At 37.1% G+C, this 26,641-nt stretch carries 23 protein-coding genes and 3 pseudogenes; 7 read left to right on the top strand and 19 right to left on the bottom strand.

What is annotated here, in order from left to right; all coding sequences use genetic code 11:
- Positions 1-122: 122 nt before the first annotated feature.
- On the bottom strand, positions 123-1,640 hold the full coding sequence (gene opuD, locus Q3V31_RS20380) for a glycine betaine transporter OpuD (RefSeq protein WP_001230126.1): 1,518 nt from the start codon (positions 1,638-1,640) through the stop codon (positions 123-125).
- Positions 1,641-2,316: 676 nt separating this feature from the next.
- Between opuD and Q3V31_RS20375 the strand changes: the two genes are divergently transcribed.
- Positions 2,317-3,174 carry a cell wall-binding protein EntA gene (locus tag Q3V31_RS20375; RefSeq protein WP_090813786.1) on the top strand — a complete coding sequence of 286 codons (858 nt, stop codon included), beginning with the start codon at positions 2,317-2,319 and terminating at the stop codon, positions 3,172-3,174.
- 85 nt (positions 3,175-3,259) lie between these two features.
- Entirely contained in the window at positions 3,260-3,562 is a 303-nt protein-coding gene (locus Q3V31_RS20370) for a DUF3910 family protein (protein WP_044738119.1), read from the top strand.
- A 233-nt stretch (positions 3,563-3,795) separates the two neighbouring features.
- Here Q3V31_RS20370 and Q3V31_RS20365 read toward each other — a convergent pair whose 3' ends face one another.
- The 3 genes and pseudogenes from Q3V31_RS20365 to Q3V31_RS20355 all read right to left on the bottom strand — a co-directional run.
- Positions 3,796-5,175 carry a zinc ribbon domain-containing protein gene (locus Q3V31_RS20365; protein ID WP_090813785.1) on the bottom strand — a complete coding sequence of 460 codons (1,380 nt, stop codon included), beginning with the start codon at positions 5,173-5,175 and terminating at the stop codon, positions 3,796-3,798.
- A 12-nt stretch (positions 5,176-5,187) separates the two neighbouring features.
- A pseudogene (locus Q3V31_RS20360) lies at positions 5,188-5,574 on the bottom strand (zinc ribbon domain-containing protein); the annotation flags it as partial.
- Positions 5,532-5,663: pseudogene (locus Q3V31_RS20355) on the bottom strand (zinc ribbon domain-containing protein); the annotation flags it as partial. The pseudogenes Q3V31_RS20355 and Q3V31_RS20360, both read right to left, overlap by 43 nt.
- A 158-nt stretch (positions 5,664-5,821) precedes the next feature.
- Here Q3V31_RS20355 and Q3V31_RS20350 point away from each other — a divergent pair.
- Entirely contained in the window at positions 5,822-7,441 is a 1,620-nt protein-coding gene (locus Q3V31_RS20350; RefSeq protein WP_090813784.1) for an SWIM zinc finger family protein, read from the top strand.
- Positions 7,425-10,181, top strand: coding sequence for a DEAD/DEAH box helicase (locus Q3V31_RS20345; protein WP_016130892.1), 2,757 nt, complete (start codon positions 7,425-7,427; stop codon positions 10,179-10,181). The genes Q3V31_RS20350 and Q3V31_RS20345 overlap by 17 nt, the downstream gene beginning before the upstream one ends.
- A 29-nt stretch (positions 10,182-10,210) precedes the next feature.
- Here the strand turns inward: Q3V31_RS20345 and Q3V31_RS20340 are convergent, their stop codons facing one another.
- Positions 10,211-10,696, bottom strand: a complete 486-nt coding sequence (locus Q3V31_RS20340; RefSeq protein WP_016130893.1) for a VanZ family protein — start codon at positions 10,694-10,696, stop codon at positions 10,211-10,213.
- Positions 10,697-10,807: 111 nt separating this feature from the next.
- Between Q3V31_RS20340 and Q3V31_RS20335 the strand changes: the two genes are divergently transcribed.
- Together Q3V31_RS20335 and Q3V31_RS20330 are read left to right on the top strand one after the other, a co-directional pair.
- Entirely contained in the window at positions 10,808-11,032 is a 225-nt protein-coding gene (locus Q3V31_RS20335; RefSeq protein ID WP_098216054.1) for a DUF1659 domain-containing protein, read from the top strand.
- A 96-nt stretch (positions 11,033-11,128) separates the two neighbouring features.
- A complete protein-coding gene (locus Q3V31_RS20330; RefSeq protein ID WP_016130895.1) occupies positions 11,129-11,344 on the top strand; it encodes a DUF2922 domain-containing protein in 216 nt (71 codons plus the stop codon).
- 20 nt (positions 11,345-11,364) lie between these two features.
- Here Q3V31_RS20330 and Q3V31_RS20325 read toward each other — a convergent pair whose 3' ends face one another.
- A complete protein-coding gene (locus Q3V31_RS20325) occupies positions 11,365-11,763 on the bottom strand; it encodes a DUF4359 domain-containing protein (RefSeq protein WP_002191205.1) in 399 nt (132 codons plus the stop codon).
- A 227-nt stretch (positions 11,764-11,990) separates the two neighbouring features.
- Between Q3V31_RS20325 and Q3V31_RS20320 the strand changes: the two genes are divergently transcribed.
- Positions 11,991-12,458 carry a competence protein ComK gene (locus Q3V31_RS20320; protein ID WP_329766616.1) on the top strand — a complete coding sequence of 156 codons (468 nt, stop codon included), beginning with the start codon at positions 11,991-11,993 and terminating at the stop codon, positions 12,456-12,458.
- A gap of 54 nt (positions 12,459-12,512) precedes the next feature.
- On the opposite strand, the gene Q3V31_RS20315 is transcribed toward Q3V31_RS20320, so the two are convergent.
- From Q3V31_RS20315 to tagU, 13 genes and pseudogenes are all read right to left on the bottom strand, one after another.
- Entirely contained in the window at positions 12,513-12,983 is a 471-nt protein-coding gene (locus tag Q3V31_RS20315) for a sigma-70 family RNA polymerase sigma factor (protein WP_289360800.1), read from the bottom strand.
- Positions 12,984-13,200: 217 nt separating this feature from the next.
- Complete coding sequence (gene yknW / locus Q3V31_RS20310; RefSeq protein ID WP_016130897.1) at positions 13,201-13,881, bottom strand: YknW family membrane protein; 681 nt, start codon at positions 13,879-13,881, stop codon at positions 13,201-13,203.
- Positions 13,882-14,001: 120 nt separating this feature from the next.
- Positions 14,002-15,201 carry an ABC transporter permease gene (locus tag Q3V31_RS20305; protein ID WP_016130898.1) on the bottom strand — a complete coding sequence of 400 codons (1,200 nt, stop codon included), beginning with the start codon at positions 15,199-15,201 and terminating at the stop codon, positions 14,002-14,004.
- A complete protein-coding gene (locus Q3V31_RS20300) occupies positions 15,198-15,878 on the bottom strand; it encodes an ABC transporter ATP-binding protein (protein WP_000631628.1) in 681 nt (226 codons plus the stop codon). The genes Q3V31_RS20305 and Q3V31_RS20300 overlap by 4 nt, the downstream gene beginning before the upstream one ends.
- Complete coding sequence (locus Q3V31_RS20295; protein ID WP_329766615.1) at positions 15,875-17,065, bottom strand: efflux RND transporter periplasmic adaptor subunit; 1,191 nt, start codon at positions 17,063-17,065, stop codon at positions 15,875-15,877. The genes Q3V31_RS20300 and Q3V31_RS20295 overlap by 4 nt, the downstream gene beginning before the upstream one ends.
- 1,170 nt (positions 17,066-18,235) lie before the next feature.
- Entirely contained in the window at positions 18,236-19,570 is a 1,335-nt protein-coding gene (gene pgtP, locus Q3V31_RS20290; protein ID WP_016130900.1) for an MFS transporter, read from the bottom strand.
- A gap of 19 nt (positions 19,571-19,589) precedes the next feature.
- Positions 19,590-20,624, bottom strand: coding sequence for an ABC transporter substrate-binding protein (locus Q3V31_RS20285; protein WP_329766614.1), 1,035 nt, complete (start codon positions 20,622-20,624; stop codon positions 19,590-19,592).
- Positions 20,621-21,403 (bottom strand): DUF3919 family protein, encoded by a 783-nt coding sequence (locus Q3V31_RS20280; protein ID WP_329766613.1) that lies wholly within the window; start codon positions 21,401-21,403, stop codon positions 20,621-20,623. Before Q3V31_RS20280 ends, Q3V31_RS20285 begins: the two co-directional genes overlap by 4 nt.
- Positions 21,404-21,469: 66 nt before the next feature.
- Positions 21,470-22,900, bottom strand: coding sequence for a HAMP domain-containing sensor histidine kinase (locus tag Q3V31_RS20275; RefSeq protein ID WP_070145540.1), 1,431 nt, complete (start codon positions 22,898-22,900; stop codon positions 21,470-21,472).
- Between the two features lie 11 nt (positions 22,901-22,911).
- Positions 22,912-23,583 (bottom strand): response regulator transcription factor, encoded by a 672-nt coding sequence (locus tag Q3V31_RS20270; protein ID WP_329766612.1) that lies wholly within the window; start codon positions 23,581-23,583, stop codon positions 22,912-22,914.
- Between the two features lie 120 nt (positions 23,584-23,703).
- Positions 23,704-24,696 carry a UDP-glucose 4-epimerase GalE gene (gene galE / locus Q3V31_RS20265; RefSeq protein WP_329766611.1) on the bottom strand — a complete coding sequence of 331 codons (993 nt, stop codon included), beginning with the start codon at positions 24,694-24,696 and terminating at the stop codon, positions 23,704-23,706.
- Between the two features lie 92 nt (positions 24,697-24,788).
- Positions 24,789-25,581, bottom strand: a pseudogene (locus Q3V31_RS20260) (SGNH/GDSL hydrolase family protein).
- A gap of 106 nt (positions 25,582-25,687) precedes the next feature.
- Complete coding sequence (gene tagU / locus Q3V31_RS20255; protein WP_329766610.1) at positions 25,688-26,593, bottom strand: polyisoprenyl-teichoic acid--peptidoglycan teichoic acid transferase TagU; 906 nt, start codon at positions 26,591-26,593, stop codon at positions 25,688-25,690.
- Between the last annotated feature and the right edge of the window lie 48 nt (positions 26,594-26,641).

The following is a 26,641-nucleotide window of genomic DNA, read 5'->3' as shown; positions in this document are numbered from 1 at the left end:
ATTTGCATAATATCGAATATTGTCGAAACATATCGATTTTCCTTTTCGAACTGCTGATATCACCCTTTTCCTAATAGGTGCATTAAAAAGGAGCTAATATAAAATCAGCCCCTTTCCTTCTATTATTTATGTTGCTTCATACGCCCTTCTTTTTGCAACTCTTTAAATAGTGCTGCAATCATAAAGAAAATAACAAATACAAATGGGAATGCCGCAATAATCGACGCAGTTTGCAGCGCCTCTAATCCACCAACATACAATAAGATCGAAGCTAATGCCGCTAGAACAATGCCCCAAACCATTTTAATGCGATTTGGTGGGTTTAAACTACCATGTGTCGTTAACATCGCTAGAACGAACGTAGCAGAGTCTGCTGATGTAATAAAGAATGTTGAAATAAGTAGAATAGCTAACACACATAAAGCCGGTCCCATACTACCCATTTGGTCTAACATAGCAAACAATCCTACTTCTGTGCCCATCTCTTTAATTTGTCCATATATATTCGCACCATCAAATAGCTCCATATGAATACCCGTTCCTCCGAAAACTGAGAACCAGAGTGCACCGATTACTGTTGGTACAAGTAACACACCAACTACAAACTCACGAATTGTACGTCCGCGTGACACACGAGCAATAAACGTACCTACGAATGGTGACCATGCAATCCACCATGCCCAGTAGAAAATTGTCCATGACTGAATCCATTGATTTCCGCCTTCATTTAATGGACTTAAACGGAAACTCATACTTGGCAATTCTTGAATGTATGAACCAATTGTTGAAGTAAAGTAATTCATAATAAAGTTTGTTGGACCTGCAAATAATACAATTATCATAAGTGCAAACGCTAAAATAATATTCGCATTACTTAAATATTTAATTCCTTTATCGAGCCCTGTTTGTGCAGATAACATATAAAGAACAGTTACGATTCCTATGATTACTAGCTGTGTCGGTAATGAGTTCGGAATGGATGTTAAATAACTAACACCACCTGCAATTTGCTTCGCCCCAAGTCCTAATGATGTTGCCACACCAAATACTGTCGCAAATACAGCTAGAACATCAAACGTATGTGCAATACGGCCATGTTCACCGCCTTTAAATAGTGGACCCACTGTCGCACTAATTGTACTCGCTCTTCCTTTTCTAAATGTAAAATACGCAATACATAATGCTACAAGTGCATATAATCCCCACGGATGTAATCCCCAATGGAAAAATGAGAAACGAAGTGCAAGACGTGCACTCTCTTCAGTCGCACCCTCTCCAAACGGAGGTGTGTATAAATGATTCAACGGTTCTGCAACGCCCCAGAAAACCAAACCGATTCCCATGCCGGCACTAAATAACATAGCAAACCATGTCATATAACTATAATCAGGTTCATCATCATCTTTACCTAAACGAATCGAACCGTACTTAGAAACAATTAAGAAAATAGCAATTCCTAAGAAAATAGAAACGGAAATAATATAGAACCATCCAAACTTACTAACTAACGCAGCTTGAATTGCAGTCGTTACATTTCCTAAGCTACCTTTTCCAATAATAGATTCGGGAATAATCCCCCAAAGTGTAAATGCAATACATAATGTTAATGAGACAATAAATGTTTTCGTCAGTTTCCTCATCAAATCCCCCTTCGTATGTTTCATTTCTTGTAAATAACATAAATTCCGATATGTTAAATCGGATAGAAAACCATAGTTTTTTGTGATGATTTTCTTTCGGCTCTCTTAGTTTTGCCTTCACCAATTAGAGTTCTTATGGACAGCCTTACCTTCCGTACAACCTTTTCACTCTGCAAGAGCTACGAGATTGGAATCCTACTGTCAAATTGTGTGAGAAAAATGCGGATGGGAAGAGATTTTCCCAAAAAAGGATGTGTTACAGTTTTAAAAAAGGGCAGATTTATTCTTTACAACCCTTTCTTCTTGTAACAATTATGCGGTTTTTTGCTAGTATATAGCGCGTGTTTATAACTTCACAAACGAGATGTTTATGTTTATATAACTATATTACCCATAAAACGGTAAAATACTCAAGGAATGTAACTGTATAGTAATCATTCTGTAACAACTTTGTAACATTTTTATTTACGCCGAAAAAATATGTTGTATTAAATATTTTGAATATAACTAGAAACCTACTAATTATATAGAATGAAAAACGCTTTCCTCTCATTCTAGCTATATTACAAAGTGTTAACGACTTATTACGAATGGTTTGTAATTGTGTGTTTTCCCCAAATCCGAAAAAATCTGTTGCTATAATGAGGACACGAAAACAAACGCAATGGAGGCTATCATGAAAAAATTAATTGGTATAGCAACAGCAGCAGTTTTTGGTCTTGGGATTTTCACCGCATCTGCTAATGCAGAAACTGTTGTAAAAACAGACGTACTAAACGTACGAGAAAACCCTACTACTGAATCAAAAGTTGTCGGTAAATTACAGAATGGTCATAAATTAGATGTTCTAAATACAGAAAACGGATGGTCACAAATCAAATTAGATGGTAAAGACGCATTCGTAAGTACAGAGTTTACAAAGAACTCTTACTATGTAACAGCTAACGTATTAAATGTACGTGCTGAAGCGAACACAAACTCAGAAATTCTTGGAACGCTTAAGAAAGATGATATGATCGAAACAACGAACCAAGTACAAAATGAGTGGTTACAATTTGAATATAACGGGAAAACAGCTTACGTTCATGTTCCTTTCTTAACAGGTACAGCACCTGTTATTGAGAAACAAGAAACGCCTGCTCCTGCTAAAGCTGCAGCACCTGCACCAGTAAAAACGGCTACTAAGCCTGCTGTGAAAGCTGCTGAAACTAGCGAACCATCTGGTGGTCGTGAGTTAACAGTTGTAGCTACAGCATATACAGCTCATCCGAGTGAAAACGGTGGCACATATGGCGGCCGTGTATTAACTGCTATGGGTCATGATTTAACTGCGAATCCAAACATGAAAATGATCGCTGTTGACCCGAAAGTAATCCCATTAGGATCTAAAGTATGGGTTGAAGGTTATGGAGAAGCTATCGCTGGAGATACTGGCGGTGCAATTAAAGGTAACCGTATCGACATTCTACTTGGATCAGATAGCGCTGCCCAAAAATGGGGACGCAAAACTGTTAAAGTGAAAATTTTAAAATAACCAATGACTGCTAAATTACAGCCGGTTCTCTTTGTTGAGAGCTGGCTTTTATTTTTTATATAATATATATAAGGAGGTGACGTCCATGAATTTACAAGCTAAGGTAGACTGGGTCGGTACACCAAAACCGTACATATATAAAGATGATATAACATATGATGCTATCGCAATTGACTTCTCACTCGCAAATGATGACAATCGCTATAAATTAATTGTGCTCAAGTCTGAAGAAAATACACATTACAAAATCGTACAATATGGAATAAAGCCAGGCTCTCAAAAGCCATTTCCTATTGATATTCCATTCGAGCAAGGAATGCTACCGCTTATAGAACAAATATTACAGGATCCATATGTACAAGCGATATTAAAGCAAACACGATCCTAATTGCAAAAAAGGGTATCACCTAGTAGAATTTTCCGACTAAGTGATATCCTTTTTATTTTTCCTTAGTAAACACGAGTAGAGAAAATTATATCAATGATTTTTTCGAATATATCTATCATAACTTACAATATATCAACGGTTCGACATGAAATATCGATTCACAGGCAAAGATTGAAAATAGCGGCGCTACATAAAAAAGAGACTGTTCAAAATTGAACAGTCTCTCTCTTATATTAACGAGTCGGACCAGATACTTCCTCTGACCTCAGCGTATTATTCGCTCCAAGAGAATGGTACAATATCTTTCCATTTCCATTAACAGTAACGATATGGTCATTATTAAAGCTTTTGAATTTTACAGAGCCATCACCATAACGAATATGATATTCTTCATATGTCGTTACTTTATATTTCGTTTCACTTTGACGCTCTACATTACGAATTTCCATTGTTAATAAATCTTCTGTAATTCCTTTTTTGTGTAGATATTGCAAGTAATCACGGTCTTCCTTATACGATTTCCCGCTCTTATCATAATCACTTTCAATTAAGCTAAAATCATTTAATGCAATTGCACGCACGTTATTATAAATATGATTTTGTACAAAGTCACCAACTGCTGAGCTTGAAGCTTCTTTCGGGAACCTTAAATAATATGTGCTTTGGTCTCCAACTTTGATGCTTTCAGATTTAATGACACCAAAATCAGTGTTTTTCTCTAAATGTACTTCTACCGTTTCATCTGTCGGTACAGGACCAAGTTTATAGCTACCGTAACTTAATTTTCCGCGTTTCTTACCATTAACAAAAACAGTTGCGTCGCTTTCATCGGAAGAAATGGTTACATAATTTCCTTCAAGTGACAAATTCACTTCTACTGTCCCATTCTTTTCGTCTGCTAGATCTACTTCTTTTTCTGTCTCTAATTCAGTAAGTTCTGTCTTCGCCTTCGCCTTTACAACATAAGCACCTGGGAAGTATGGACCTAATTCTTTTGAGGTTTTACCACTAGAAAGCTCTGTTTCTTTTTTATCATTTACATATATTTCAGCATTCTTTGCAGTTGTGCTAACACTCATGTAATAAGATTTCATGCTGAACTTATACTTCGGATATAAGAACCACTCTTTCCCGTCTTCTATAATTTGCCCATCTTTAAAAGATGCATTATCACTTGCTAACTTTTGATTTACTGTTTCTTTTTGTAAATAAGACAGTAATGCTTTATTGTACGAAGGATTATCCTTTAAATAACGTATGTAAGCTTTAATATCTTCTGTCTTCACTTTTAAGCTTGGATCGTCTACTTTCAAAAACTCATCGATTGCATTCACATCTTTCTTTTGGAATGCTTCAATCATTGCATTTACTTGCTTTTCCTTCGAAAACTTGCTTGCACCAAATTTATATGCGCCAAACAAAATAGCAACAACAATGACAAAACCTATAAGTAAAAACATGTTTTTCTTACTTTTCACACGCTTTGTTTCTCTACTCATTTCTGAATGAGAAGAAGCTGTTTGATCAGCAATTTCTTCTACTTTACTTCCACACTCAGGACAAAAGTTCAAACGGTCTGCAAGCTGATTTTTACAAGTTCCACAAAACTTCAATATGCTCTCCCCCTATTTCTTAGCTAATTTCATTCCAGCGAACGCCGCTACATATGTCACAATGAAACTAAACAAAGTTAAATATATAAATGAATTTTGCATAGATAGCACCGTGCCACTTGCCTCGAATAAATTCATTACATTTCCAGATACATCAATTCGGAACTTAGAAATTATGTTCATTACAATCATCATAATTGTGTAAGAGCCACTGCATACCGCTAGTGTAATATACATATTAGTAGTCGGTAATTCTGCTAACTTTCTACCTGCGCTAAACATAAGGAATAACGGAATCACAAGTAATAATAAACCATAATGGAATCCATCATTTACGTCATCAACCTCTGCGATATCTGCATTTGCACTTGCATTCCCTTTTTCAATTGAACAATTTCTTGTGCAATTTGCAACTTCTGCTTTCCTTGTCCTATCCCCTCTTGTAACTTATTCATTCCACTACCTAATTTCGTCTGTAAATCTGACAAGCTAACTCTCTCCCTATAAATATATAGTAATATGCAAAATTAACTTCATATATATTACCATGATTTTCTAATTGTGTAATTAGAATTTCATTTTTTCTGTTTTGAGCATTTTTTGTTTATAATGGTAAAGGAAAGAAATCTGTGTACGGAGGAATATTATGCTGCAACACTCAATTACGAAAGATGAAATTATGATGATTGCGAATGAGTTCGTTCAAGGGCTTGATCCGCAGCAAGTTGCTGATCAGGAGCATGTCGCTACAGCTCGGCACCTATATCGTAGTGGTGTTGTCTATAACGTTGACTTTGATGGCTATACGCTATCAGGAACTGTAGATGCTGAAGGTAGTGTATATAGCGTTCACATCCCGATTCGTAATGTCGCTGAAAGCTATTGCGATTGCTTTGCGCCAACGCAATGTGAGCATATGCTTGCTGTGTTACTATCTGCAGCTTCAAGTTTTGGGCAGGTAGGAGACGTATTAACTTTATTTAAAAATAATACGAAACCTTCCCTTCCTCCTATTCGAACTGCAAGACAAGTATTGCAATCATCAGCTTTTGAAGAAATGGATTATAAAAGCTGGCACACATACTTTGAAAATGAATTTGAATCATTTAAAAAGGAACAGGCTCGGCTCACTTATAAACAAATGTATTTTCTTATGAGTCTTTTTACAGACTTCTATACAAAATTAGAACGGAAAGCTCCACGCGTCATTGCTATTCATGAATTATTTAAATTGCACGCGGCACTTTATTGCTTTCAAAAATTATTAGAAGAAATTCAAGAATTTGAAGCAAACAAACTATATTCTTATCACCAACCAGTTAACGTCGTTCGTCTATTCGTTGATAAAGTTGAATCTATCGTTAGGGACTTAAAAACAGAAGCGCTTCCGGCGGAATCCGAACCGATTTTACAAGAAACAGCTCGACTCACGCATGAAGTATTCTTCTCTACCGATGCCTATACACAAGAGCGATTCTTCATTTATCGTCACATATGGGGTGAATTGTTAAGAACAGAAGAGCAGCTAAAAGAAGAAGAAACACGGATTGATACTAAAATTAATCCACTTTCCAAAGCATTAGCCTCTTCTCACCTGCTCTTTTTAAATAGCGAAGATTTATTGGCAATGGAATTACTCGAAAAACAGCCTGCCTCTGTCGTAAGCCTTTATTTTTATTGGTTAGAAGAGTTATTAAGTGCAATGCAGTGGGATCGCGGGAAAAACTGGCTTTCCTTTACGTATAAACAAGTAAAGAAAACAATACTCGAACAAGAGAATACCGTCTTCATACAAGATATCGTTCGGTTATTTGTAATGATGTATGAAACGTATGCAACACACACGAATGAACAAGCGGGATTAGAAATGATTTTACAAGAACTATTACCGTATAGTTTCGCAAATTACGAACAATACGTACTAGCGAAAAAACAATACCGTGCATGGGCAGAACTGCATCTCTTATATGGATTTGAGGCAATCGAACTTTTGAAAGAACCATTGAAAGATATTGAAAAAGAAGCGCCTGAAGCAGCACTTCCTCTTTATCACCTTGCCGCAACAGAAGCAATTGAAGAACGGAATCGCAAATCATATAGACGTGCCGTTCGTTACTTAAAGAAATTACGTATGCTTTATAAACGACTGCAACGAACTGATGAATGGGATGCCTTCATTATTCACATTGCTAATTTACATTCACGTCTGCGCGCACTACAAGAGGAATTACGGAAAGGAAAATTAATCGATGATCATACAAACTGAAGTAACAATTAGGCTCCAGCACGTTAGTCAAGGTTGGTTCCTTTGGGGAGAAGATGATAGCGGTGCTCCCTTATCCGTAGCAATTTGGAAACAAAATGCATTCACATGGCACTCTACTTCCTTCTACGGCACGTTTCTAAAAGAAGCAACGTATGAAGGTAAACAAGGCGTTATGCTAACGAATGTGCAAGCATTTGAATACATCGCAAATAAACCGATGAACTCATTTGCAAATATGCAAATGAACGGTCCCATTACAGCACTTACAAAGGATGCAAATGAATTATGGGACGCTTTCGTAAGTGGAAGCTTCGTACCCAATATGGAGCGTTGGTCTCATCAGCCATCTTGGAAAGTTCAGAATACCCCAATTGAAGATGACACGTTAGCATCACTTTTCACTTCAGCTGTGAACGAAAGTATTTTGCAAGATAGTCGCTCAAATGATGGCTGGGAAGATGCAAAGAGACTATATGAACATTACGACTTTACGAAAAGACAATTGGAAGCAGCACTACATGAAGAAGATTGGCTTCGAAAAATTGGTTACATTGAAGATGATCTTCCATTTATAGTTGGATTAAGACTTCAAGAACCACAAGAAGAATTTGAAATGTGGAAGCTCGAAACAATCGTTACGCCAAAACGTGGTGCGCATCGCATATATGTATATGAGAATATCGATTCCTTGCCAAAAAGATGGCACGATTACGAAGAACGTATTCTTGAAACACAAGAAGGATTCAGTAGGCTCATACCGTGGCTAAAAGAGGACGACAAGTTCAGGGAAGAACTCTTTGAAACAGAAGCTTGGAACTTCTTAACCGAAGCAAGTAATGAATTACTCGCAGCAGGTATTACAATTTTACTACCATCATGGTGGCAAAATTTAAAAGCAACAAAACCGAAGTTACGTGTACAGCTGAAGCAAAGTACAGCACAAACACAATCTTTCTTCGGCATGAATACGCTCGTGAATTTCGACTGGCGCATTTCAACGGACGGAATTGATTTATCAGAAAGCGAATTTTTTGAACTTGTTGAGCAGAACAAACGCCTTTTCAATTTAAATGGTCAATGGATGAGACTTGATCCTGCCTTTATTGAAGAAGTAAAAAAACTAATGAACCGTGCAGATAAATATGGACTAGAAATGAAAGACGTGTTGCAGCAACATTTATCTAACACCGCGGAAACAGAAATTGTAGAAGACGATAGTCCGTTTACCGATATTGAAATTGAACTAGATGGATATTATGAAGAGCTTTTCCAAAAACTTCTGCACATTGGAGATATTCCAAAAGTAGATGTACCCTCTTCGCTACAAGCAACACTCCGTCCATACCAACAACACGGTATTGAATGGTTGCTATACTTACGAAAGCTTGGATTTGGAGCATTATTAGCCGATGATATGGGACTTGGAAAAAGTATTCAAACGATAACTTACTTACTATACGCTAAAGAAAATAATCTCCAAACAGGACCTGCATTAATTGTTGCACCAACATCAGTCCTTGGAAATTGGCAAAAAGAATTTGAGCGTTTCGCACCAAATTTACGTGTTCAGTTACATTACGGGGGTAACCGAGCTAAGGATGAGTCATTTAAAGACTTCCTTCAATCAGCAGATGTTGTATTAACTTCTTATGCATTAGCTCAGCTTGATGAAGAAGAACTTAGTACCTTATGCTGGGATGCTGTTATTTTAGATGAAGCACAAAATATAAAAAACCCGCATACGAAACAGTCGAAAGCAGTAAGAAACCTACAAGCAAATCACAAAATTGCTTTAACCGGTACACCAATGGAAAACCGCCTTGCTGAGCTTTGGTCTATTTTCGACTTTATCAATCATGGGTATCTCGGAAGCTTAGGACAATTCCAGCGCCGCTTCGTCACGCCGATTGAAAAGGACCGTGATGAAGGAAAAATCCAGCAAGTACAACGATTTATCTCGCCATTTTTACTGCGTCGTACGAAAAAAGATCAAACAGTCGCATTAAACTTGCCAGATAAACAAGAACAAAAAGCTTATTGTCCACTAACTGGTGAACAGGCTTCCTTATATGAACAACTTGTTCAAGATACATTACAAAATGTAGAAGGATTAAGCGGAATTGAAAGACGTGGATTTATATTACTTATGCTGAACAAGCTAAAACAAATTTGTAATCATCCAGCCCTTTATTTGAAAGAAGAAGAACCACAAGATATCATCGAACGCTCTATGAAAACAAAAACGTTAATGGAGCTCATCGAAAATATAAAAGACCAAAATGAAAGTTGCCTAATCTTCACTCAATACATTGGCATGGGGAACATGCTAAAACGTGTGCTAGAAGAAACTTTCGGTCAGCGTGTCCTCTTCTTAAACGGGAGTGTGCCGAAGAAAGAACGTGACAAGATGATCGAGCAGTTCCAAAACGGAACGTATGACATCTTCATCTTATCGTTAAAGGCCGGCGGAACAGGATTGAACTTAACTGCTGCCAACCATGTCATTCACTATGACCGTTGGTGGAATCCAGCTGTAGAAAACCAAGCAACAGACCGTGCATATCGTATTGGTCAAAAACGCTTCGTTCACGTTCATAAACTCATTACAACAGGAACGCTTGAAGAGAAAATTGATGAAATGTTAGAAAGAAAACAATCATTAAACAACGCCGTCATTACAAGCGATAGTTGGATGACCGAACTATCAACAGACGAACTAAAAGAATTACTTGGCGTATAAATCAAAAAGGAGCAAATCTCTAAATGAGATTAGCTCCTTTTTCTATGCCAAAACCAATTGCTTATTATAATTCCTGTTAACCCGCCGCACGTATCAAGCAATGAATCTTGCCACATCGGTGTACGATCTCCTGTAAACCATTGATGAATTTCATCAAATGTTGCATACCCTGCAACGAAAAGGAGGGCGTATACAAAGCATCTTTTTCTCGAATAACCCGATCGATGAAAAGCGTAATACGTCAATGAACCGAGCATAAAGAACACCATAAAATGAGCACCTTTACGAAGGAAAAACTCAACAAATCCACTTACACCTTTATTTGCGATGCTAACAGGTGTACCTCCGCCATAATCGATAGATACCCATGAAAAATGCTCTTTCACAAACTCAGCATTTACATATTGCTCAATATCTGAGCGCATATCCTGTTTTTTATATGGCTGTGCTGAGGAATAGAAAATAATCCCCATCCATAGTAATACAGGAATCCAAAATAACCATTTACGATTCATTCTCCCGAAAGCTCCTCTCTTAGTCTTTTAAGAGTAACAAAAAAAAGAAAAAATTTCACGCCAAAACATGACATTTACCCCCTATTTATAAAGTGAAAGGGGGTGATAAACATGGCAGTTGAAACAATCGTAATGGATTTAACTTTACGCCTTGTATTAAACGGAGGATTTGACAAAAACGGTAAAACAGTTTTAAAGAACAAACAATTCAAACGTGTGAAAACAAATGCAGATTTAGGCAAAGTGCATGAAGTAGCACGTGCTCTTGCTTCACTACAACAATCATCACTTCAAGCTGTACAACTTGTAAGCACGTCAGATCTTTCTAACCTGTAAAGTGAAACTTTAATCAGTGGGGGGTGCTTACCCCACTGATTATTAGCCCACACCAAACGGGCGGTTGCTGGATAAATAAAAAGGAGGGAATAAAACATGCAAGTACTAGAGTTAATTTTCGTGAAAGAAGATGGAAAAACAGTAGCCTTTTCTATCGAAAATCCCATGACACCAGTAAATGAACTAGTCGTAAATCAAGTGATGGATACCATTATTTCTTCATCTGTATTTTCATCAATTGGTGAAAATGCTCGTAAAAAAGGAGCTCGCCTCATAGAAAAAAACATATCTGAAGTTCAGATTACTCCGTAAATCAAAAAGACGAATCTGCATTATTTTGCAGATTCGTCTTTTTTCTTCGGCATTTCAATCGGGATAAAGATGTTTGAAAAACCAACGCAAACATACTTATAATTCTCTCCGCCTACATCAAACTCTGTCTTATATGTCGAGAAGAAAATATAATCATTTCGCTTTGTATAATGATCGATTAATAATCCAACTTGTGGCTCAACATACTTATTTGCCAATTTCTTTCCCGCCGATGCTATATCGCCAAGTATACCCTCTTTGTTTTCTTTCTCAACCTCGTCTAGCTTCTTACTCACATCATTACGCTTCATAAATTGTTTTGCTGCCCAATCCGTATATTCACCCTTACCCGGATTACTATTTGCTAAATAAACTAAGAGAACAACAGCTAGAACCATAATAATATACTTTTTCTTCATGCTATATCACCGCCTACTCTTTTCTATTTTCATATATATGTACAAGCAATACAAATTAGAAAGACTATCATCTATTGATTGTAAACGAACAGTAAAAATTTACAATACGCAACAGAAGATTAATAGTGACTTTACATAATTCGTATATAATTATATACGAGTTAAACTCTATAAGGGATGATTAAGAATCATGGATAGAAAATGATGTTTTTATTTCTCGTTCTACAATGATGCTCGAACCTTGCAAATACCCTTATTACCGGACAACAATTATTGACAGTAGCGGTGACCCCCTGCACTCTTGCCAAACAGCTATCCAACTTATAAAGAAATCTTGTCTAACAAATGTTCATTCTACTTATCAAGGTAGACGGCATGCAGTCCAAGCAAACTTTAATTTCAAACGAAATGTTCCGATTCCAATTAATCATAGAGAATATATTTGCGTTTTCCCAACAGAATCCCCTTCTTCTCCAAACTGTATTTGGTTGTTCTATAACCATATAGATGATATAGAGTTTTTTAGGAAAACTAAAACATCGATTATTCATTTTTCAAATGGAACTACCGTAACAATACTAATCAGCCCTCATAAGTTGCAGCAACAATTCTTGAAAGCTGGGCATGTATTATCCCGAATGAACATGAAAGATTCACTACACGTAAAAAACCTCTTGCCACATTTACTGTATTAAAGCAAATAGACTGGAACGCAATATTTCCCTTGCCTTCCATTCTATTTATTATTCTTATCCCCTTACACTATCTCGCATTTTCTCAAGCGCTTGTCGATATAACCATCTCACTTGATAATACGTCATCCCTATTTCATTGGCTATCTCCCCCATATTTTTCCCTACAAAGAACCGCTCTGAAATGATGTGCTTCTCCCTATCATCTAACACACTCATAAAGTCCTTCGCCCTCGTTCCTACATCTTCACACTCAAATCGTTCCTCATACTGATCAGTGCATACATACCTCTCTTGCACTACACATTCTTTCTTCAACCTCTCCAATATATAACCACGTACCGTTACAACCGCATAAGCAGGAAAACTACCTTTCTCCTCCTCATATCTTTCATAAGCATGCCAAAGGCCAATTAAACCACATTGATAATACTCTTCATAATCTTGGTAAATATTTAACCTCTTTATTTGATTTACAATCATACCTTCATACAAAACAACCGTATCTGCAAAAGTCTCTGGCTTCACAAAGTACCCGTTTCTAAAAGGTATACCTCTTCAGTATTCCGCGGTACCTCTACAATATAAAATAAAAAAAGAAATTTCATTGTGAGTAATTTCAAATACTGCTGACGGAACTTGAAGTTATACTAGGCAGTATTTGAAATTCTGATGGGGGTATTTGAAATAGGGGTAAAAATAAAAAAGGTGACTCTCGAGAGAGTCACCTTTTTAAAATAATATGTTATGCACCAAAATCAGAGAACATGCCACCTAACATACTAAACCCAATTGTAAGGATAAAGAATATAGAAATTAAAATTATTGCTTGTTTTTTACTTAAACCAGCAACGATATGCAAGCCTAAGCCAGTTAAAATTAAGCTCCAAATGTTAAAGACTTCAAATGCAGAACCAATACCATATGCAATTGTTCCTTGTTCAAATAAAGGCCCTAAACTTGTATATTTATCAGCACCATTCCCACCAAGAATATATCCTAAAGCTACATTAAGAAGACTACCAACATAAAAGACAACATTTGCATATATATAAATAGATAATATCTTCATATATGGAGTATCATTGCTCATAAACATCATAATAACTTTATAAAATCCTGCTACCACAAAAAGACCAACAGCTGTTCCAACTAGACCTCCAATAGATCCAAATCCAAGTGTAGTCCACTTCATTATCCCCGTCGTATCATCCTTAACCAGCTTCGCTAGCTCCGGAGTATTAAGTAACCCTAAATAAGCTACCGCTGCTGATAAGATTGTCCCCATTAAAAGAAATAAGAAAAACCCTCCCCAGACTGGGCTTTTTGTCTTCATTCTCTCAAACTGTAAGCCTGGAGAAGTAACCATTCCAAATAATGACGGCTTCTTCGCACCTGCATCTTGCGTATTAATATTCATTTCCATTATAACGCCTCCCTCTATTTATATAACCCGTTCTAACGGGCGGTTCACATCCTCATTTAGAGGCTACGAACCGCCCACTAGAACGGTAATGTGTAGTAGAGAATCCCTCTCTACTACAATTTATTCATAACGCAGCGCTTCGATCGGATCTAATTTCGCAGCTTTGTTTGCTGGAATTAATCCGAAAATAATACCTAATGTCATAGAGAACAGTACGCCTCCAACGACAACTTCCCATGAAACGAGAGGTGGCCATTTCGCAAATGTGGAAACGATATATGCCCCGCCATATCCAAGACCAATTCCGATTAAACCACCTAGAAGTGTTAACATAACTGCTTCAATTAAAAACTGTAATAAAATTTTACTACGTGTTGCTCCAAGTGCTTTACGTATCCCAATTTCGCGCGTACGCTCCGTTACAGATACGAGCATAATATTCATAACACCGATACCACCAACGACTAATGAAATACCAGCGATACCGCCGATGATCATCGTCATGATATTAGTAACTTTAGAAACTCCTTCTTGGAATTCTTTTAAGTTTACTAGTTCATATTTACCTGGAATTTCACTTGGCTTACGACTATTTAATACATCAACAGCTTGTTTCCCAGCGGATTCTAAATTGTCTACATTTTTAGATTGAATTGCGATGCTTTGGATATCATCCGTTCCGTATAAAACAGGCCATAACGTAAGCGGGATTAACCCTTCTTCCATTTCAAAGCCCATAAACTCATTATCAGATCTGTACACACCGATAATTTGCATCGGCTGTCCCTTCATCTCGATAATTTGTCCAACTGGATTTACGTCCTTAAATAACGTCTCTTCTGTTTTTGTACTAATCATCACAACGTTATTCGCATGAGAAATATCTGATTCATTTAAAGTACGTCCTTTTACGACCTTTACTTTATTTACCGCAAAATATTCATTATCAAGCCCAATGACATTCAGCGTTGCTTTTTTATCATTTACATCCAGTGTCTCTGATGACTGGTTTGTCGTAATAACGTGTGAAACATCTTTCACTTGTCTTACTTCTAGAATATCTTCTTCCGTTAACTTCGGTATTTCAAATCCACCCATACTAAACTCATCATTAATATCCGGCTTAAACTGAATTGGCATAAGGTTATTACCAGAACCAGCAATTTTTGACTTTAACATTGCTTCCCCGCCTTGCCCAATCGCAACGACAGTAATAATAGAACCAACGCCGATAATAATACCGAGCATCGTAAGAGCAGAACGCAGTTTATGAGCTAGAATAGAAGATAAGGCGATTTTCATACTATCTAGTAAACTCATACCGCACACCTTCTATCTTCTGTAATTTTCCCATCTCGCAGTACAATACGGCGGGAAGAATAAGCCGCGACCTCTTCTTCATGCGTAACCATAACAATCGTCGTACCTTCTGCATTGAGCTTCGTGAAAATGTCCATAACTTGCTCACCAGACTTCGTATCAAGCGCACCTGTCGGCTCATCGGCCATAATGAACGTTGGATTATTCGCAATCGACCTCGCAATAGCGACACGCTGCTTCTGTCCACCTGATAACTCATTTGGCAAATGATGAACTCTGTCGGATAAACCAACTTTACCAAGCGCTTCTAGGGCTCTTTGACGACGCTCTGCTTTCTTCACGCCACCGTATACAAGCGGAAGTTCAACATTTTCTACTGCTGAAAGACGCGGCAGCAAATTAAAATGCTGGAACACAAAACCAATATACTCATTACGAATTAAAGCAAGCTTTGATTCGTCTGCTGTTAAGATATTCACATCATTCAGCATATATTCGCCTTCTGTTGGACGATCTAAACAACCGATAATATTCATAAGCGTTGATTTACCAGAACCAGACGGCCCCATAATCGAAACAAATTCACCGCTCTGAATCGTTAAACTAATACCATGCAAAATCGGTACCGCAAGCTTTCCTTGATAATACGTCTTAGCAATATTATTTAACGTAATCATTTCTCTTTCACTTCCATTCCGTCATACACGTCGTCGGAAGGATTTTTAACCACCTTTTGCCCCACTTTTGCGCCTTCAACAATCTCTGTCCAATCTCCATCAGTAGAACCTTTTTTCACATTTTGTTTACGAAGCTTTCCTTTATCCTCAACATAAACAAATGCATCATCGCCTTTTTCTACAATGCTCTTACTTGGAACAGCAATCATCGTCTTATTCTCTAAATTTACTTGCAATGAAACGTGATAACCTGGAGATAAACCATCTTGGCTATCAAGGCTTGCCTTATATGTATATTGAGACATATTTTGAGTCGCTTCGCCTACACCACCAGCTTGAGCCATCTCTGCACTCGTTGGGAATTCACTTACCTCTGTAATCTTACCTGTCCACTTCTTCTTATTATTTGCTTTCGCAGTTACAGTAAATGTTTGATCCTTTTGAATTTGTGACTTTTGAAGCTCAGTTAACGTACCTTGAACCTGGAACGGATCTTTAGAAGCAACTTGTAAAAACGCCTTTCCTTGTCCACCTAACGCTTGAGATGAACTTTGTGCCGCATCTTTATCTAACTTTTGAACAACACCAGTAAAATTACTATAAATCGTAAGCTCTTTCTGCTTTTTATTTAACTCTTCTTTCTGTAACTTCCCTTTCTCTTTCTCAAGGTCAGTTGTTTTTTGCGCTATTTCTAACTCACTTACTTGCTCTTCCATTGGGTCTGTTACTTCTTTCCCAGCCCCACTATCTTTTGCCTTCTTAATTTCTTTCTTCAACGAATCAATCTTCTTTTTCCCTTGATCATAACGCATATCAGCCATCTTCTGATCAAGCTCAGCTTGCTTCATCTGTAGATTAATTTCTTCATTATCATAAGAGAAGAGTTTCGTTCCTTTTTCTACCTCTTGCCCTTCTTTCACCGCAATATCTTTCACTTTTCCTTTAGTTGGATCCGCATAGAAGCTTTCAATATTCCCCGGCTTCACCTGACCCGAAATTAACTTCGTATTATTAAGTTTACGCTCCGTTACTTTCTCAAAACTTACAGCATCTGTCTTCGCCGTACCTTTCTTCTTACCTTGCATAACAAAAATATTCATTGCTGCTACAATAACAATTAGTGCAATAACCCCGACAATAATCCATTTCTTCTTCTTGTTTGGAGTACGAACCGTATTTGGTAACATATTCTCTCTCCTTTTATAACTTAATAGTTTAATAAACAGTCGAATTGTATAAAACTTTCTGAAAAACAATTACATAATATTACATTACTTTTACAAAGTTTTACACATTCGATTATATTGTAACAAAAATACCAATGATTAGAAATATGACATCTTATCTTTTAAGATAGTTTTAAGGAAAAGATTACCTTATATAAATAAGGCTATCCAAAATAATCTTTGGGTAGCTTTTCTAACCATTACGCTACTTTTGTACCTTTTCTCTCGTGCCCACGTTGAACGATGAACAAGAAGATTGTTGATAAAATGCCACCTGCTAATAGCAACAGGAAGCAGCCGTTCCAACCAAGGTGATTAATGAATAAACCATATAAGCATAAGTCCTACACTTTAGTATTAAAAAGTCTACGTTTATAAGTTCATCTCCCCTATACTAAAGTTTCACCCGAATAAAAACATGCGACAATAGTCTCAAAAAAAATGTCTCGAAAAGTAGACGTTTTTTGAGACTATATTCTTTTTGTCTACAAATATTGACTTATAGCTATTCCGAACAAAAGAAAATCATACATGTCTACAAAACCTTTTAAAAATAAGTAGACAACTGTCTCACTGTATTACAAGCAGAGAAACATTTCCTCCATAGACAGCGGATAAAAACAAAGACCTTATGGTATAATAAAAAGATTATCTTATTTAAAATAACACTCTGCTAGTCAAAGCTGATATCATCATAGACGAAGCTGAATGTTCGACTGTCAATGCTGAAGTTATTATTAACGGAGCTGAATGTTCGACTGTCAATGCTGAAGTTATCATTAACGGAGCTGAATGTTTCACTGTCGGAGTTTATATTATAATAACATTTATAAAATCTTAAAAGATGTGATTTTTGTATTTTATATGGTATAGCGTATTGTTCTCCTCTTATGCTTTTTACAAACATTATCGGTTATCCTGAAGCCATTTATACATGATGATACTTTATAGTAAACTTATATATATTATTACACCCACTTTATAACGTTTTACACAATCAATTATATTGCAACAAAACTTCTAATGATCGGAAATATGACACCTTATCTTTTCAGATAGTTTTAAGGGATTGTTATTTTATACAAATAAAGCTATCCAAAATAATCTTTGGATAGCTTTTCTAACTAACTATTACGCTACTTTTGTATCTTTTCTCTCGTGCCCACGTTGAACGATGAACAAGAAGATTGTTGATAAAACGGCACCTGTTAATAGTAAGATGAAGCAACCGTCCCAGCCAGAACGATCAACAATAACACCGATTGCTGCGTTTGCTACAAGACTTCCGCCCACATAACCGAACAGACCACACATACCAACTGTCGTACCTACTGCAAATTTCGGTACTAATTCCATCGCACTTAAACCGATTAAGAACTGTGGTACGTAAATTAAACATCCGATAATAGAAACGGCAATACTTACAACAAGTACGCTAGTTGCTTGCCAATATACAAACGTACCAATAACAACTCCAACCATACTAATAATACACAATGGCATACGTTTCCCTTTAAATAATTTATCACTTAAAAGACCAACAATTAATGAACTTGGAATTGCCATACCTTCAAAGATTGCGTATGCTGCATGTGCTTCATTTTTTGAAAAACCTTTAACTGTCGTTAAATAAAGTGGGACCCAGTTAATAACACCGAAACGAATTAAATAAACAAATGCATTCGCAATACATAAGAACCATACAAATTTATTTTTCACTACGTATTTCATTAAAATTTCTTTTGGTGACATCTTGTTAGCATTATCTGCTTTTTCAAGATTTTCATAGTCATTACGATACTCATCAATTGGAGGAAGACCTTCAGACTCTGGTGTATCCTTCGCATTGATCCAAACAAGAACTGAAATTACCATTGCGATAATCGCTGGGAAAATAAACACGCCGCCTTGCCAATGACTTTCACCGAAAATGCCTACACCGATTCCGACAAGTGGTGGCACAAGCATTCCGCCAACGTTATGTGAAATATTCCAAATGCCTGTTTTCGTACCACGTTCTTTCTTTGAGAACCATTTCGTCATAACGATACTACAAGGTGGTGCTCCCATACCTTGTACAATACCGTTCAGGACAAGTAATGTAACAATCATTCCAAAAGAAGATGCAAACCCGAAACAAATATTTACAAGCCCTGATAAGAATAATCCGACTGCGATAAAGCGCTGGGCAAAAGCTTTATCTGATAAATTCCCCATAAAGAACTTACTAAATCCATAAACAATCGCCATTACTGAACCTAGTAGTCCAATTTCAGCTGTACTAAAACCATATTCTTGTACTAAATACGTACTTGATAACGTAAAATTACTGCGAACTAAATAATAAGCAGCATATCCAACTGAGATTCCGATTAACACACGAATACGTAGTAATGTATATACTTTAGCGATCATATCCGCTGGTAATCTCTCAATTGCAGGTGCTGGCTTAAGCCATTTAAACATATACTCTCGTCTCCTTTTCTCACTTTTGAGAGAGACGCTGTCTATTCCACATCTCGATTATTCCACTATTTGATATATTTTGGTTCGTCCTTCTAACCGGCTGTCCTTCTATTTCTTTCTCATTCTTCGCAAACATCGTTGGTACGCCAAACGAAACTTTTTCTAAAATGTGACCCGCTTCTTCTGATAAACAATAATCAATAAATAAATCCGCAATAATACCACTCGGTGCACGTTTTAGTTTTGAAATCGCATTGACAGACAAACCTGTTTGCTCAGGTTCGTTACTTAAAATAGGAAAGCCTCGTTTTTGAAGCATTCTCTGATCTCCCATAAAATTGATGCCTATCATATATTCACCACTTGCCACAAGTTCTGCTGGTATGTAACCATTCACGGTTACTTCTCCAACCTGTCCTGCAAGATGCTTCACATACGCCTTCGCTTCCTCTTCACCTAAAGTATCAATAAGTGATTGAAAAAACGTATATGCAGTACCCGAAACATTTGGATCTGGCATAACAATCTTTCCAGTGTACGCAGAGTTTAATAAATCTTGCCACCTGGATGGATACGGTAGACCGAGCGGTGCTATTTCTTCGTTCCACCGCTCTTTATTAATTGCGATTGCCAATTTCTCTACTTCGTAACCGTACCAATAACCATCTTTATCTTTAACAGTTTTTGAAATACGATTCGCATGCTGGCTCGTCACAGGAATAGACAGATCTTTTTGCTTCATCATTTGATGTGCATCTACTGTACCGCCAATAATAATATCCGCTTTCGGATTTCCAGATTCCTCTTCCACTCTTCGAAGAAGTTCTTCTGTCGAAAGACGAATAAATTCATACGTACATCCTCGCGGTTTACAAAATGATGAAAGCAATGCCTCACCAACTTCCTCGCGGGCCGCTACATATGCAACAAGATGACGATCCTCCAAAATAGGGAGACCACTTTTATTATATTTAATAGAGGTTGTATCTCGAGAGCAACTAGACATCGCTCCTCCAATTACTAGCAAAAAGAAGAAAAAGGCTATCTTTCTCATGACGCATTCTCCTTTACGAATAACTCTGCTAGAGAGCCTTTCATATACATGACATTCCCGTTATTATCACCGAGATATTGCACAACAAAGTACGATGGATACACAGAAATCGTAAGAATATCCTCTCGCTCATTCTTTACACGCTTGCCTGTTTTATAGGCAGTAATATAAGCAGTCGGTTCATCCTGTGATTGTAATAATTTCTGAATTTCTCCGTAATCTGTAATTTGCTTTGCGTATCGAATAGAATCAAATATTTGCGTAAGATCTATAGTACGTATTACATCCCCTTGCCTCACTACAACTTCCTTTGCCTCCGCAAAGAAATTACTAATGCGCTCTGGTGTATAATACAGACTTAACAAATACGTTTGCAATACTGAGATCATCGGATCCGTACCATTCTTTCCGTATACATTAGCCTCATACTGGAACAAGTCACCTACTGCAAAAGTACGTTTATGTCCATTCAAGTACGTTACTTCTCCAGTAAATACTTGTTCTTGATTCCTCGCTTCTCTCGGTTCTACTCGAATTCGGTCAAAGAATGAAACAATCGTATGCAAACGAACTTCATCCGTTACAACAATTTCTCCCCACTTCTCATGCCTTACTTTCACTTCAGTAGGAAGGGATTCATTCACTCTTTGTAAAACGGCTTGTTTGTCATCCACAATCGTGATTCGATTATATATTTGCTTCTCAATAACATAAAACAAAATAAGAGAAACGATCATACAAAAGACAAACACAAGAATTTGAAATGATAGCCTTTTCATTTCTGCCTACCTCCAAGATAAAAAAACGTTGTTTCGAAAATACCGCATAATTGTTTCATAAATGTATCATTTAACCGCTTTCAAGTTTTTTATGTCTTCCATCCGTCTTGGGAGTAAAAATGTCATACATATTGTAGTTCCCATTTCTTCACTACTCTCAATTCGCATACTCCCGCCTTGCTTCTTCATAATCTCCTGACAAATGTATAAACCATAGCCATTCCCGTAACTAGAAGGAAGCACCTTACCTTCCGGAGACTCATTCCACTCTGCAAGCACACCTTCATCCATACCAATACCATCATCATGAACAAAAACCTTTGCTTCCTGCTCATTTATAATTACATTCATACGAACTCGCGTAGCATCACTATATTTAATCGCATTATCAAGCACATTCAAGAAAATTTGCTTCGTCTTATCAAAATCCGCAACGACGTGTACTTCCATTAACTCATTCATAACTTCAATTTCAAACTGCCGCAACCTGAGTTTCACAATCGAAACTGCTTCTTCCGCCAATTCCTTTATATTCACGACTGTAGGTGACACTTCAAACGTACTCTTCCCGTACTTTGAAGACTTAAGTAATTCCTCTACAAGTGATAATAGACGCTCACTTTCTACAGCCACATAACGGAGACTCTCCTGCACATCCTCCTTAGATTGTAACTTCGGAATTAAATCTACATAACCGATAATCGCTGTTAACGGTGTTTTCAACTCATGCGTAATTCGATCTAAGAAATCTTTCTGCTTCTCTTTCTCTTCCTTCAACTGTTTAATATGTAGTTCAATTCCGTCAGCCATCGCATTAAAGGACGCTGAAAGCTGCGCAATTTCCACATACTCATTTAACTCAATCTTACTTTCATAATCTCCATTCGCAAGCCGATGCGCCATTTGCCTTAACTGATCAATTGGTTTATGAAGAGACTTCGCCAAACGAATCGCAAAGAAAATACCGGCGGCCACTAAGCAAAGAGATGTCATTAAAAACGTCCAACTCACATTCGTTAAAACTTCCTTCTCATCCGTTAGCTCATTTATGAAACGAATGCTTCCAATGACATCGTTTCCATAATAAACCGGACTTGAAAACAAAAGAATTGGAGCGGGGTCTCCCTCCTCAAAAACATAAGACTTCTTTCCCTTCAAAGAACTCTCAATGTCGATATTTCGATGAAGTAATGCTCCCTTTTGTGTATCTGCAACAACATCTCCATTTTTCCCAATCATCTGTACCCGGACATCCATTCGCTTCGCTAAATAAGAAGCGATTAAAAGTGAATTAGGACCTAGCGTCTCTACTTCTGCTTCCTTCTCTAAATAATTCATCGTATAAATTTGCGCTTCCACACTTAACTTTTCTAAGGAATCTGCCGCATTATGATACACATTCTTCTCCAGTGCAATATAAACAACCGCATACAAAAGAACAAGAATTGGAATCAACAATCCAACTATTCCAAACACCATATTTCGTTTTAAAGACATATCATCACCTTTTAGCAATCAAGCTTATATCCAACACCATAAATCGTCTTAATATGCTCCCCACTATTCCTGAGTTTCTTTCGAAGTCTTTGCACCATAATATCAACCGCTCTCGTATTTCCGATATACTCAAACCCCCATACTTTCTCAAGCAACTCATCTCTCATGAACACACGCTGAGGATTCGAAACAAACAACTGACATAAATTAAACTCTCGATACGTTAACTGAATTTCTTGCCCACTCACATGTACCTTTCTTTCCTTTGGACAAATTACCAATTCCCCTGCTCGGATCACCTCATGAGTAGAAGACACTTCCTCCTTCCTCACACGCCGACTCATATTTTTCACACGAAGAATAAGCTCCGCATAATTAAAAGGCTTCGTCACATAATCGTCCGCACCAAGCTGCAAGCCAAGCAATTTATCATTCATCTGACTCTTTGCTGTCAGCATAAGCACTGGGATATCACGATCCTTCTCTCGGAATAAACGTAATAACTCATACCCATCCGTATCAGGAAGCATCACATCTAAAATGAGTACATCCGGCTGCTCATTCCATCTCTCTAAAGCTTCTCTCCCATCAGCTGCCGTCAATACTTCATATCCTTCCATCTCTAACTGCATCCGAATTAAATTGCGGATACTCGATTCATCATCAACTACAAGTATTTTCATCATCATCCTCCTTCCATCCCGTATTATAGTACAGTTTAGTATAGCAAAAATCATACAGAAAAAGAGAGGGTATTGTCGAACATATGTTGAACGACGATACCCTCTCTTTTCCATTTCTACTTACTTCTCATAGCCATGAGGTTTCTTCTGATGCCAATTCCAAGCGTGTTCAATAATTGTTTTAACCTCTACATACTGTGGATTCCATCCTAATTTCTCTTTCGCCTTTTGTGAAGAAGCAACTAGACGTGCAGGATCTCCCGTTCTTCTTGGTGCTACTTCTGCTGGGATTTCATGATTCGTAACTTCACGAACAGCTTCAACAATTTCCTTTACACTAAAGCCATTACCATTTCCTAAGTTATAGAAATCACTTTCCCCGCCGTTTTGTAAATCTTTCAGACCAAGGAAATGGGCTGCTACTAAATCTTCCACATGAATATAATCGCGAATACAAGTACCATCTGGTGTATTATAGTCTTCACCAAACATCATAATCTTTTCACGTTGCCCTAAAGCAACTTGTAAAACTAAAGGAATGAGATGTGTCTCTGGACGATGATCTTCACCAATAATACCGTTTGGCGTTGCACCAGCTACATTAAAGTATCTGAAAATCTTATACTTTAAATTAGAAGCTTGGCTATACCAATAAAGCATTTTTTCAATCGCTAACTTCGTCTCTCCGTACGTATTCGTTGGATTTGTTACAGTTTCCTCAGTAATAAGATCAACATCTACCTCACCATAAGTCGCCGCAGTAGAAGAGAAAATAAACTTATCTACTTTGAACTCATCCATTACTTCTAACAAACAAAGCGCACCGTACACATTGTTATTGTAATATTGAAGAGGCTTCTCCATGCTAACTCCAACTAAAGAATCAGCTGCAAAATGCATAACCGCTTCGATATCTTCTTGTTTAAAAACATCTCTTAAAAATTCTTTATCACGAAGGTCACCATTATAAAATTTTGCACCTTCCGTAATTGCATCTTCATGACCAGTTTGTAAGTTATCTACTACTACTACCGATAAACCTTCATCCACTAGTTTTTTAATAGCGTGAGAGCCGATATAGCCCGCTCCGCCGCAGATTAAGATTGAATTCATTGTTTTCCTCCCACATAATTACTACGATTTCTTAATTACTTTACTAATATAAAAGGTTTGCGATTGCTCGTATACCTTTCATATACCCTTCATTACTTAGCTACAAAATAATCCGTTACATATTGCGCCCAAACTTCATGCCCTTTGGCACTTGGGAAACCGAACTCTGCTTGTAAGTACGGTAAAATTGCTTTCGTTGTTGCATCAGGCCACGCTCCTCAATGATCAACATATGTATAACCATTTTGCGTCGCAAATTGTTTTAATGCTTCAACCGCTTTCGGGTAATTCTTCGCACCATACACTGTGTATGGTGGTTAAATCATAATTGTAACGCCTTTTGTACTAGTAGAAAGTGCTTGCACAAACTTCTGTGTACTCGCTACAGAATTTCCATTACCAGTTTTTCCGTTATCAGTAATAAATGGTGGCTCAAATAAAATTACATCTGGATTTTCTTTCGCAATCTCTTTATCACGTTTATTCGTGATTAATTCTTCTGTACTTTCACCCTTATATTCCTTTACCGTAAGAAGCCTCTAAATTAGCAGTAAACTTAGCTACCCAAGCATCTTTTTCAGATGAAGAAGCTTCATCACCAACAATAACAAGATTTACTGCCTTTTTATCCTGAGCAGCTTTCTTTAATTTCTCTTTCACTGCATCTGGCAAGTTCTTTGCGTATGCTTCATTAAAAGATGACTTTGCATCTTGCTTCTCTTCTTTTTTCGTCTTCATATTCTCTACTTTAGTCTTTGTCGTTTGTACCTCATTTGTTTGCGCTGTTGCATTTGCAACTTTTTTACTCCAGTACATTTTCCCACTTGCAATAGAGGCTACAAACAATACGAACATAACTAAAATAACTATTGATTTCTTACTCATCGATTCACCTCGTCTATTAATACCACATTATATAATGCTAATATAAAAACATGCAAAAATAAACCCAACTCTTTCCAAAGAGTTGGGTTTATTCATACTATATTACTTATTTTAGCTCAAGATGTGCTCTTAATTTATTCGTTAAATCTTGCTTCGCTGCGTCTGGAACATAGTAGTACCAAATGCCGTCAGCTGCTTTATGTCCGTCACCTGGGATTTGAATATCTTCGCTATTCTCCAAGCAATTTTTATAGTTCTTCTGCATATCAAACATTTGATTTTGTGTTAAGTTTGTTTTCACGTTCTTTTGGATTGCTGTTAACACATCACCATAACTTGTAAGTGAAGAGAAACTTGCACCCTTTTTAATAACCGCCTGCATCACTTGACGTTGACGCATTTGACGACCGAAATCACCACGTGGATCTTCTTTACGCATACGAGTATACGCTAAAGCTTGATCACCTGTTAAATGAATATTTCCCTTTTGGAAGTGTTGACCCTCAAGAGAAAATTCTAGGTCATTATTAACATCTACACCACCGACCGCATCAACAATATCCTTAAATCCTTCCATATTAACTTCTATATAATAATTAATAGGAACACCCAAGAATTTTTCCACCGTTGCAACAGACATATCCACGCCACCAAATGCGTAAGCATGATTAATTTTATCACTTTTTCCTTTACCTACAATTTCCGTATACGTATCACGAGGGATACTTAACGTCTTCATAGAATTGTTTTTCGGATTTAAAGTAATGACCATTAAAGAATCAGAACGCCCTTTATCTTCACCGCGTTCATCTGCACCTAGCAACAGGATTGAAACAGGTTCAGATTTATTAATTTTTTCTTCTTGTTTGTTACCTTGATCACGCTTTAAAGGTTTATGAACTTCATTTAATGTACTTGAGACTTTAGAATATACATTATAAGCGTATACTCCTCCACCTATAATTAGTACTCCTATGATTCCTAATATCCAAAATAGAATTTTCTTTTTCATTATTATAGACCTCATCTTTCAATCATTCTGAATAAATCTCCAGATAAT

This window comes from Bacillus nitratireducens (genome assembly GCF_036320425.1).
Classification (GTDB): Bacteria; Bacillota; Bacilli; order Bacillales; family Bacillaceae_G; genus Bacillus_A; species Bacillus_A nitratireducens.
This window is presented reverse-complemented; position numbering and strand designations above follow the sequence as displayed.

What these genes read in the sequence shown, in the direction of transcription:
- Q3V31_RS20330 (WP_016130895.1), top strand. Translation starts at nt 11,129, where the DNA reads ATGCAAGTACTAGAGTTAATTTTCGTGAAAGAAGATGGAAAAACAGTA.
- Q3V31_RS20300 (WP_000631628.1), bottom strand. Translation starts at nt 15,878, where the DNA reads ATGATTACGTTAAATAATATTGCTAAGACGTATTATCAAGGAAAGCTT.
- Q3V31_RS20345 (WP_016130892.1), top strand. Translation starts at nt 7,425, where the DNA reads ATGATCATACAAACTGAAGTAACAATTAGGCTCCAGCACGTTAGTCAA.
- tagU (WP_329766610.1), bottom strand. Translation starts at nt 26,593, where the DNA reads ATGAAAAAGAAAATTCTATTTTGGATATTAGGAATCATAGGAGTACTA.
- Q3V31_RS20320 (WP_329766616.1), top strand. Translation starts at nt 11,991, where the DNA reads ATGATGCTCGAACCTTGCAAATACCCTTATTACCGGACAACAATTATT.
- yknW (WP_016130897.1), bottom strand. Translation starts at nt 13,881, where the DNA reads ATGGAAATGAATATTAATACGCAAGATGCAGGTGCGAAGAAGCCGTCA.
- Q3V31_RS20295 (WP_329766615.1), bottom strand. Translation starts at nt 17,065, where the DNA reads ATGTTACCAAATACGGTTCGTACTCCAAACAAGAAGAAGAAATGGATT.
- opuD (WP_001230126.1), bottom strand. Translation starts at nt 1,640, where the DNA reads ATGAGGAAACTGACGAAAACATTTATTGTCTCATTAACATTATGTATT.
- Q3V31_RS20370 (WP_044738119.1), top strand. Translation starts at nt 3,260, where the DNA reads ATGAATTTACAAGCTAAGGTAGACTGGGTCGGTACACCAAAACCGTAC.
- Q3V31_RS20280 (WP_329766613.1), bottom strand. Translation starts at nt 21,403, where the DNA reads ATGAAAAGGCTATCATTTCAAATTCTTGTGTTTGTCTTTTGTATGATC.
- Q3V31_RS20325 (WP_002191205.1), bottom strand. Translation starts at nt 11,763, where the DNA reads ATGAAGAAAAAGTATATTATTATGGTTCTAGCTGTTGTTCTCTTAGTT.
- Q3V31_RS20335 (WP_098216054.1), top strand. Translation starts at nt 10,808, where the DNA reads ATGGCAGTTGAAACAATCGTAATGGATTTAACTTTACGCCTTGTATTA.
- Q3V31_RS20270 (WP_329766612.1), bottom strand. Translation starts at nt 23,583, where the DNA reads ATGAAAATACTTGTAGTTGATGATGAATCGAGTATCCGCAATTTAATT.
- Q3V31_RS20285 (WP_329766614.1), bottom strand. Translation starts at nt 20,624, where the DNA reads ATGAGAAAGATAGCCTTTTTCTTCTTTTTGCTAGTAATTGGAGGAGCG.
- Q3V31_RS20340 (WP_016130893.1), bottom strand. Translation starts at nt 10,696, where the DNA reads ATGAATCGTAAATGGTTATTTTGGATTCCTGTATTACTATGGATGGGG.
- Q3V31_RS20375 (WP_090813786.1), top strand. Translation starts at nt 2,317, where the DNA reads ATGAAAAAATTAATTGGTATAGCAACAGCAGCAGTTTTTGGTCTTGGG.
- Q3V31_RS20305 (WP_016130898.1), bottom strand. Translation starts at nt 15,201, where the DNA reads ATGAGTTTACTAGATAGTATGAAAATCGCCTTATCTTCTATTCTAGCT.
- Q3V31_RS20350 (WP_090813784.1), top strand. Translation starts at nt 5,822, where the DNA reads ATGCTGCAACACTCAATTACGAAAGATGAAATTATGATGATTGCGAAT.
- pgtP (WP_016130900.1), bottom strand. Translation starts at nt 19,570, where the DNA reads ATGTTTAAATGGCTTAAGCCAGCACCTGCAATTGAGAGATTACCAGCG.
- galE (WP_329766611.1), bottom strand. Translation starts at nt 24,696, where the DNA reads ATGAATTCAATCTTAATCTGCGGCGGAGCGGGCTATATCGGCTCTCAC.
- Q3V31_RS20275 (WP_070145540.1), bottom strand. Translation starts at nt 22,900, where the DNA reads ATGTCTTTAAAACGAAATATGGTGTTTGGAATAGTTGGATTGTTGATT.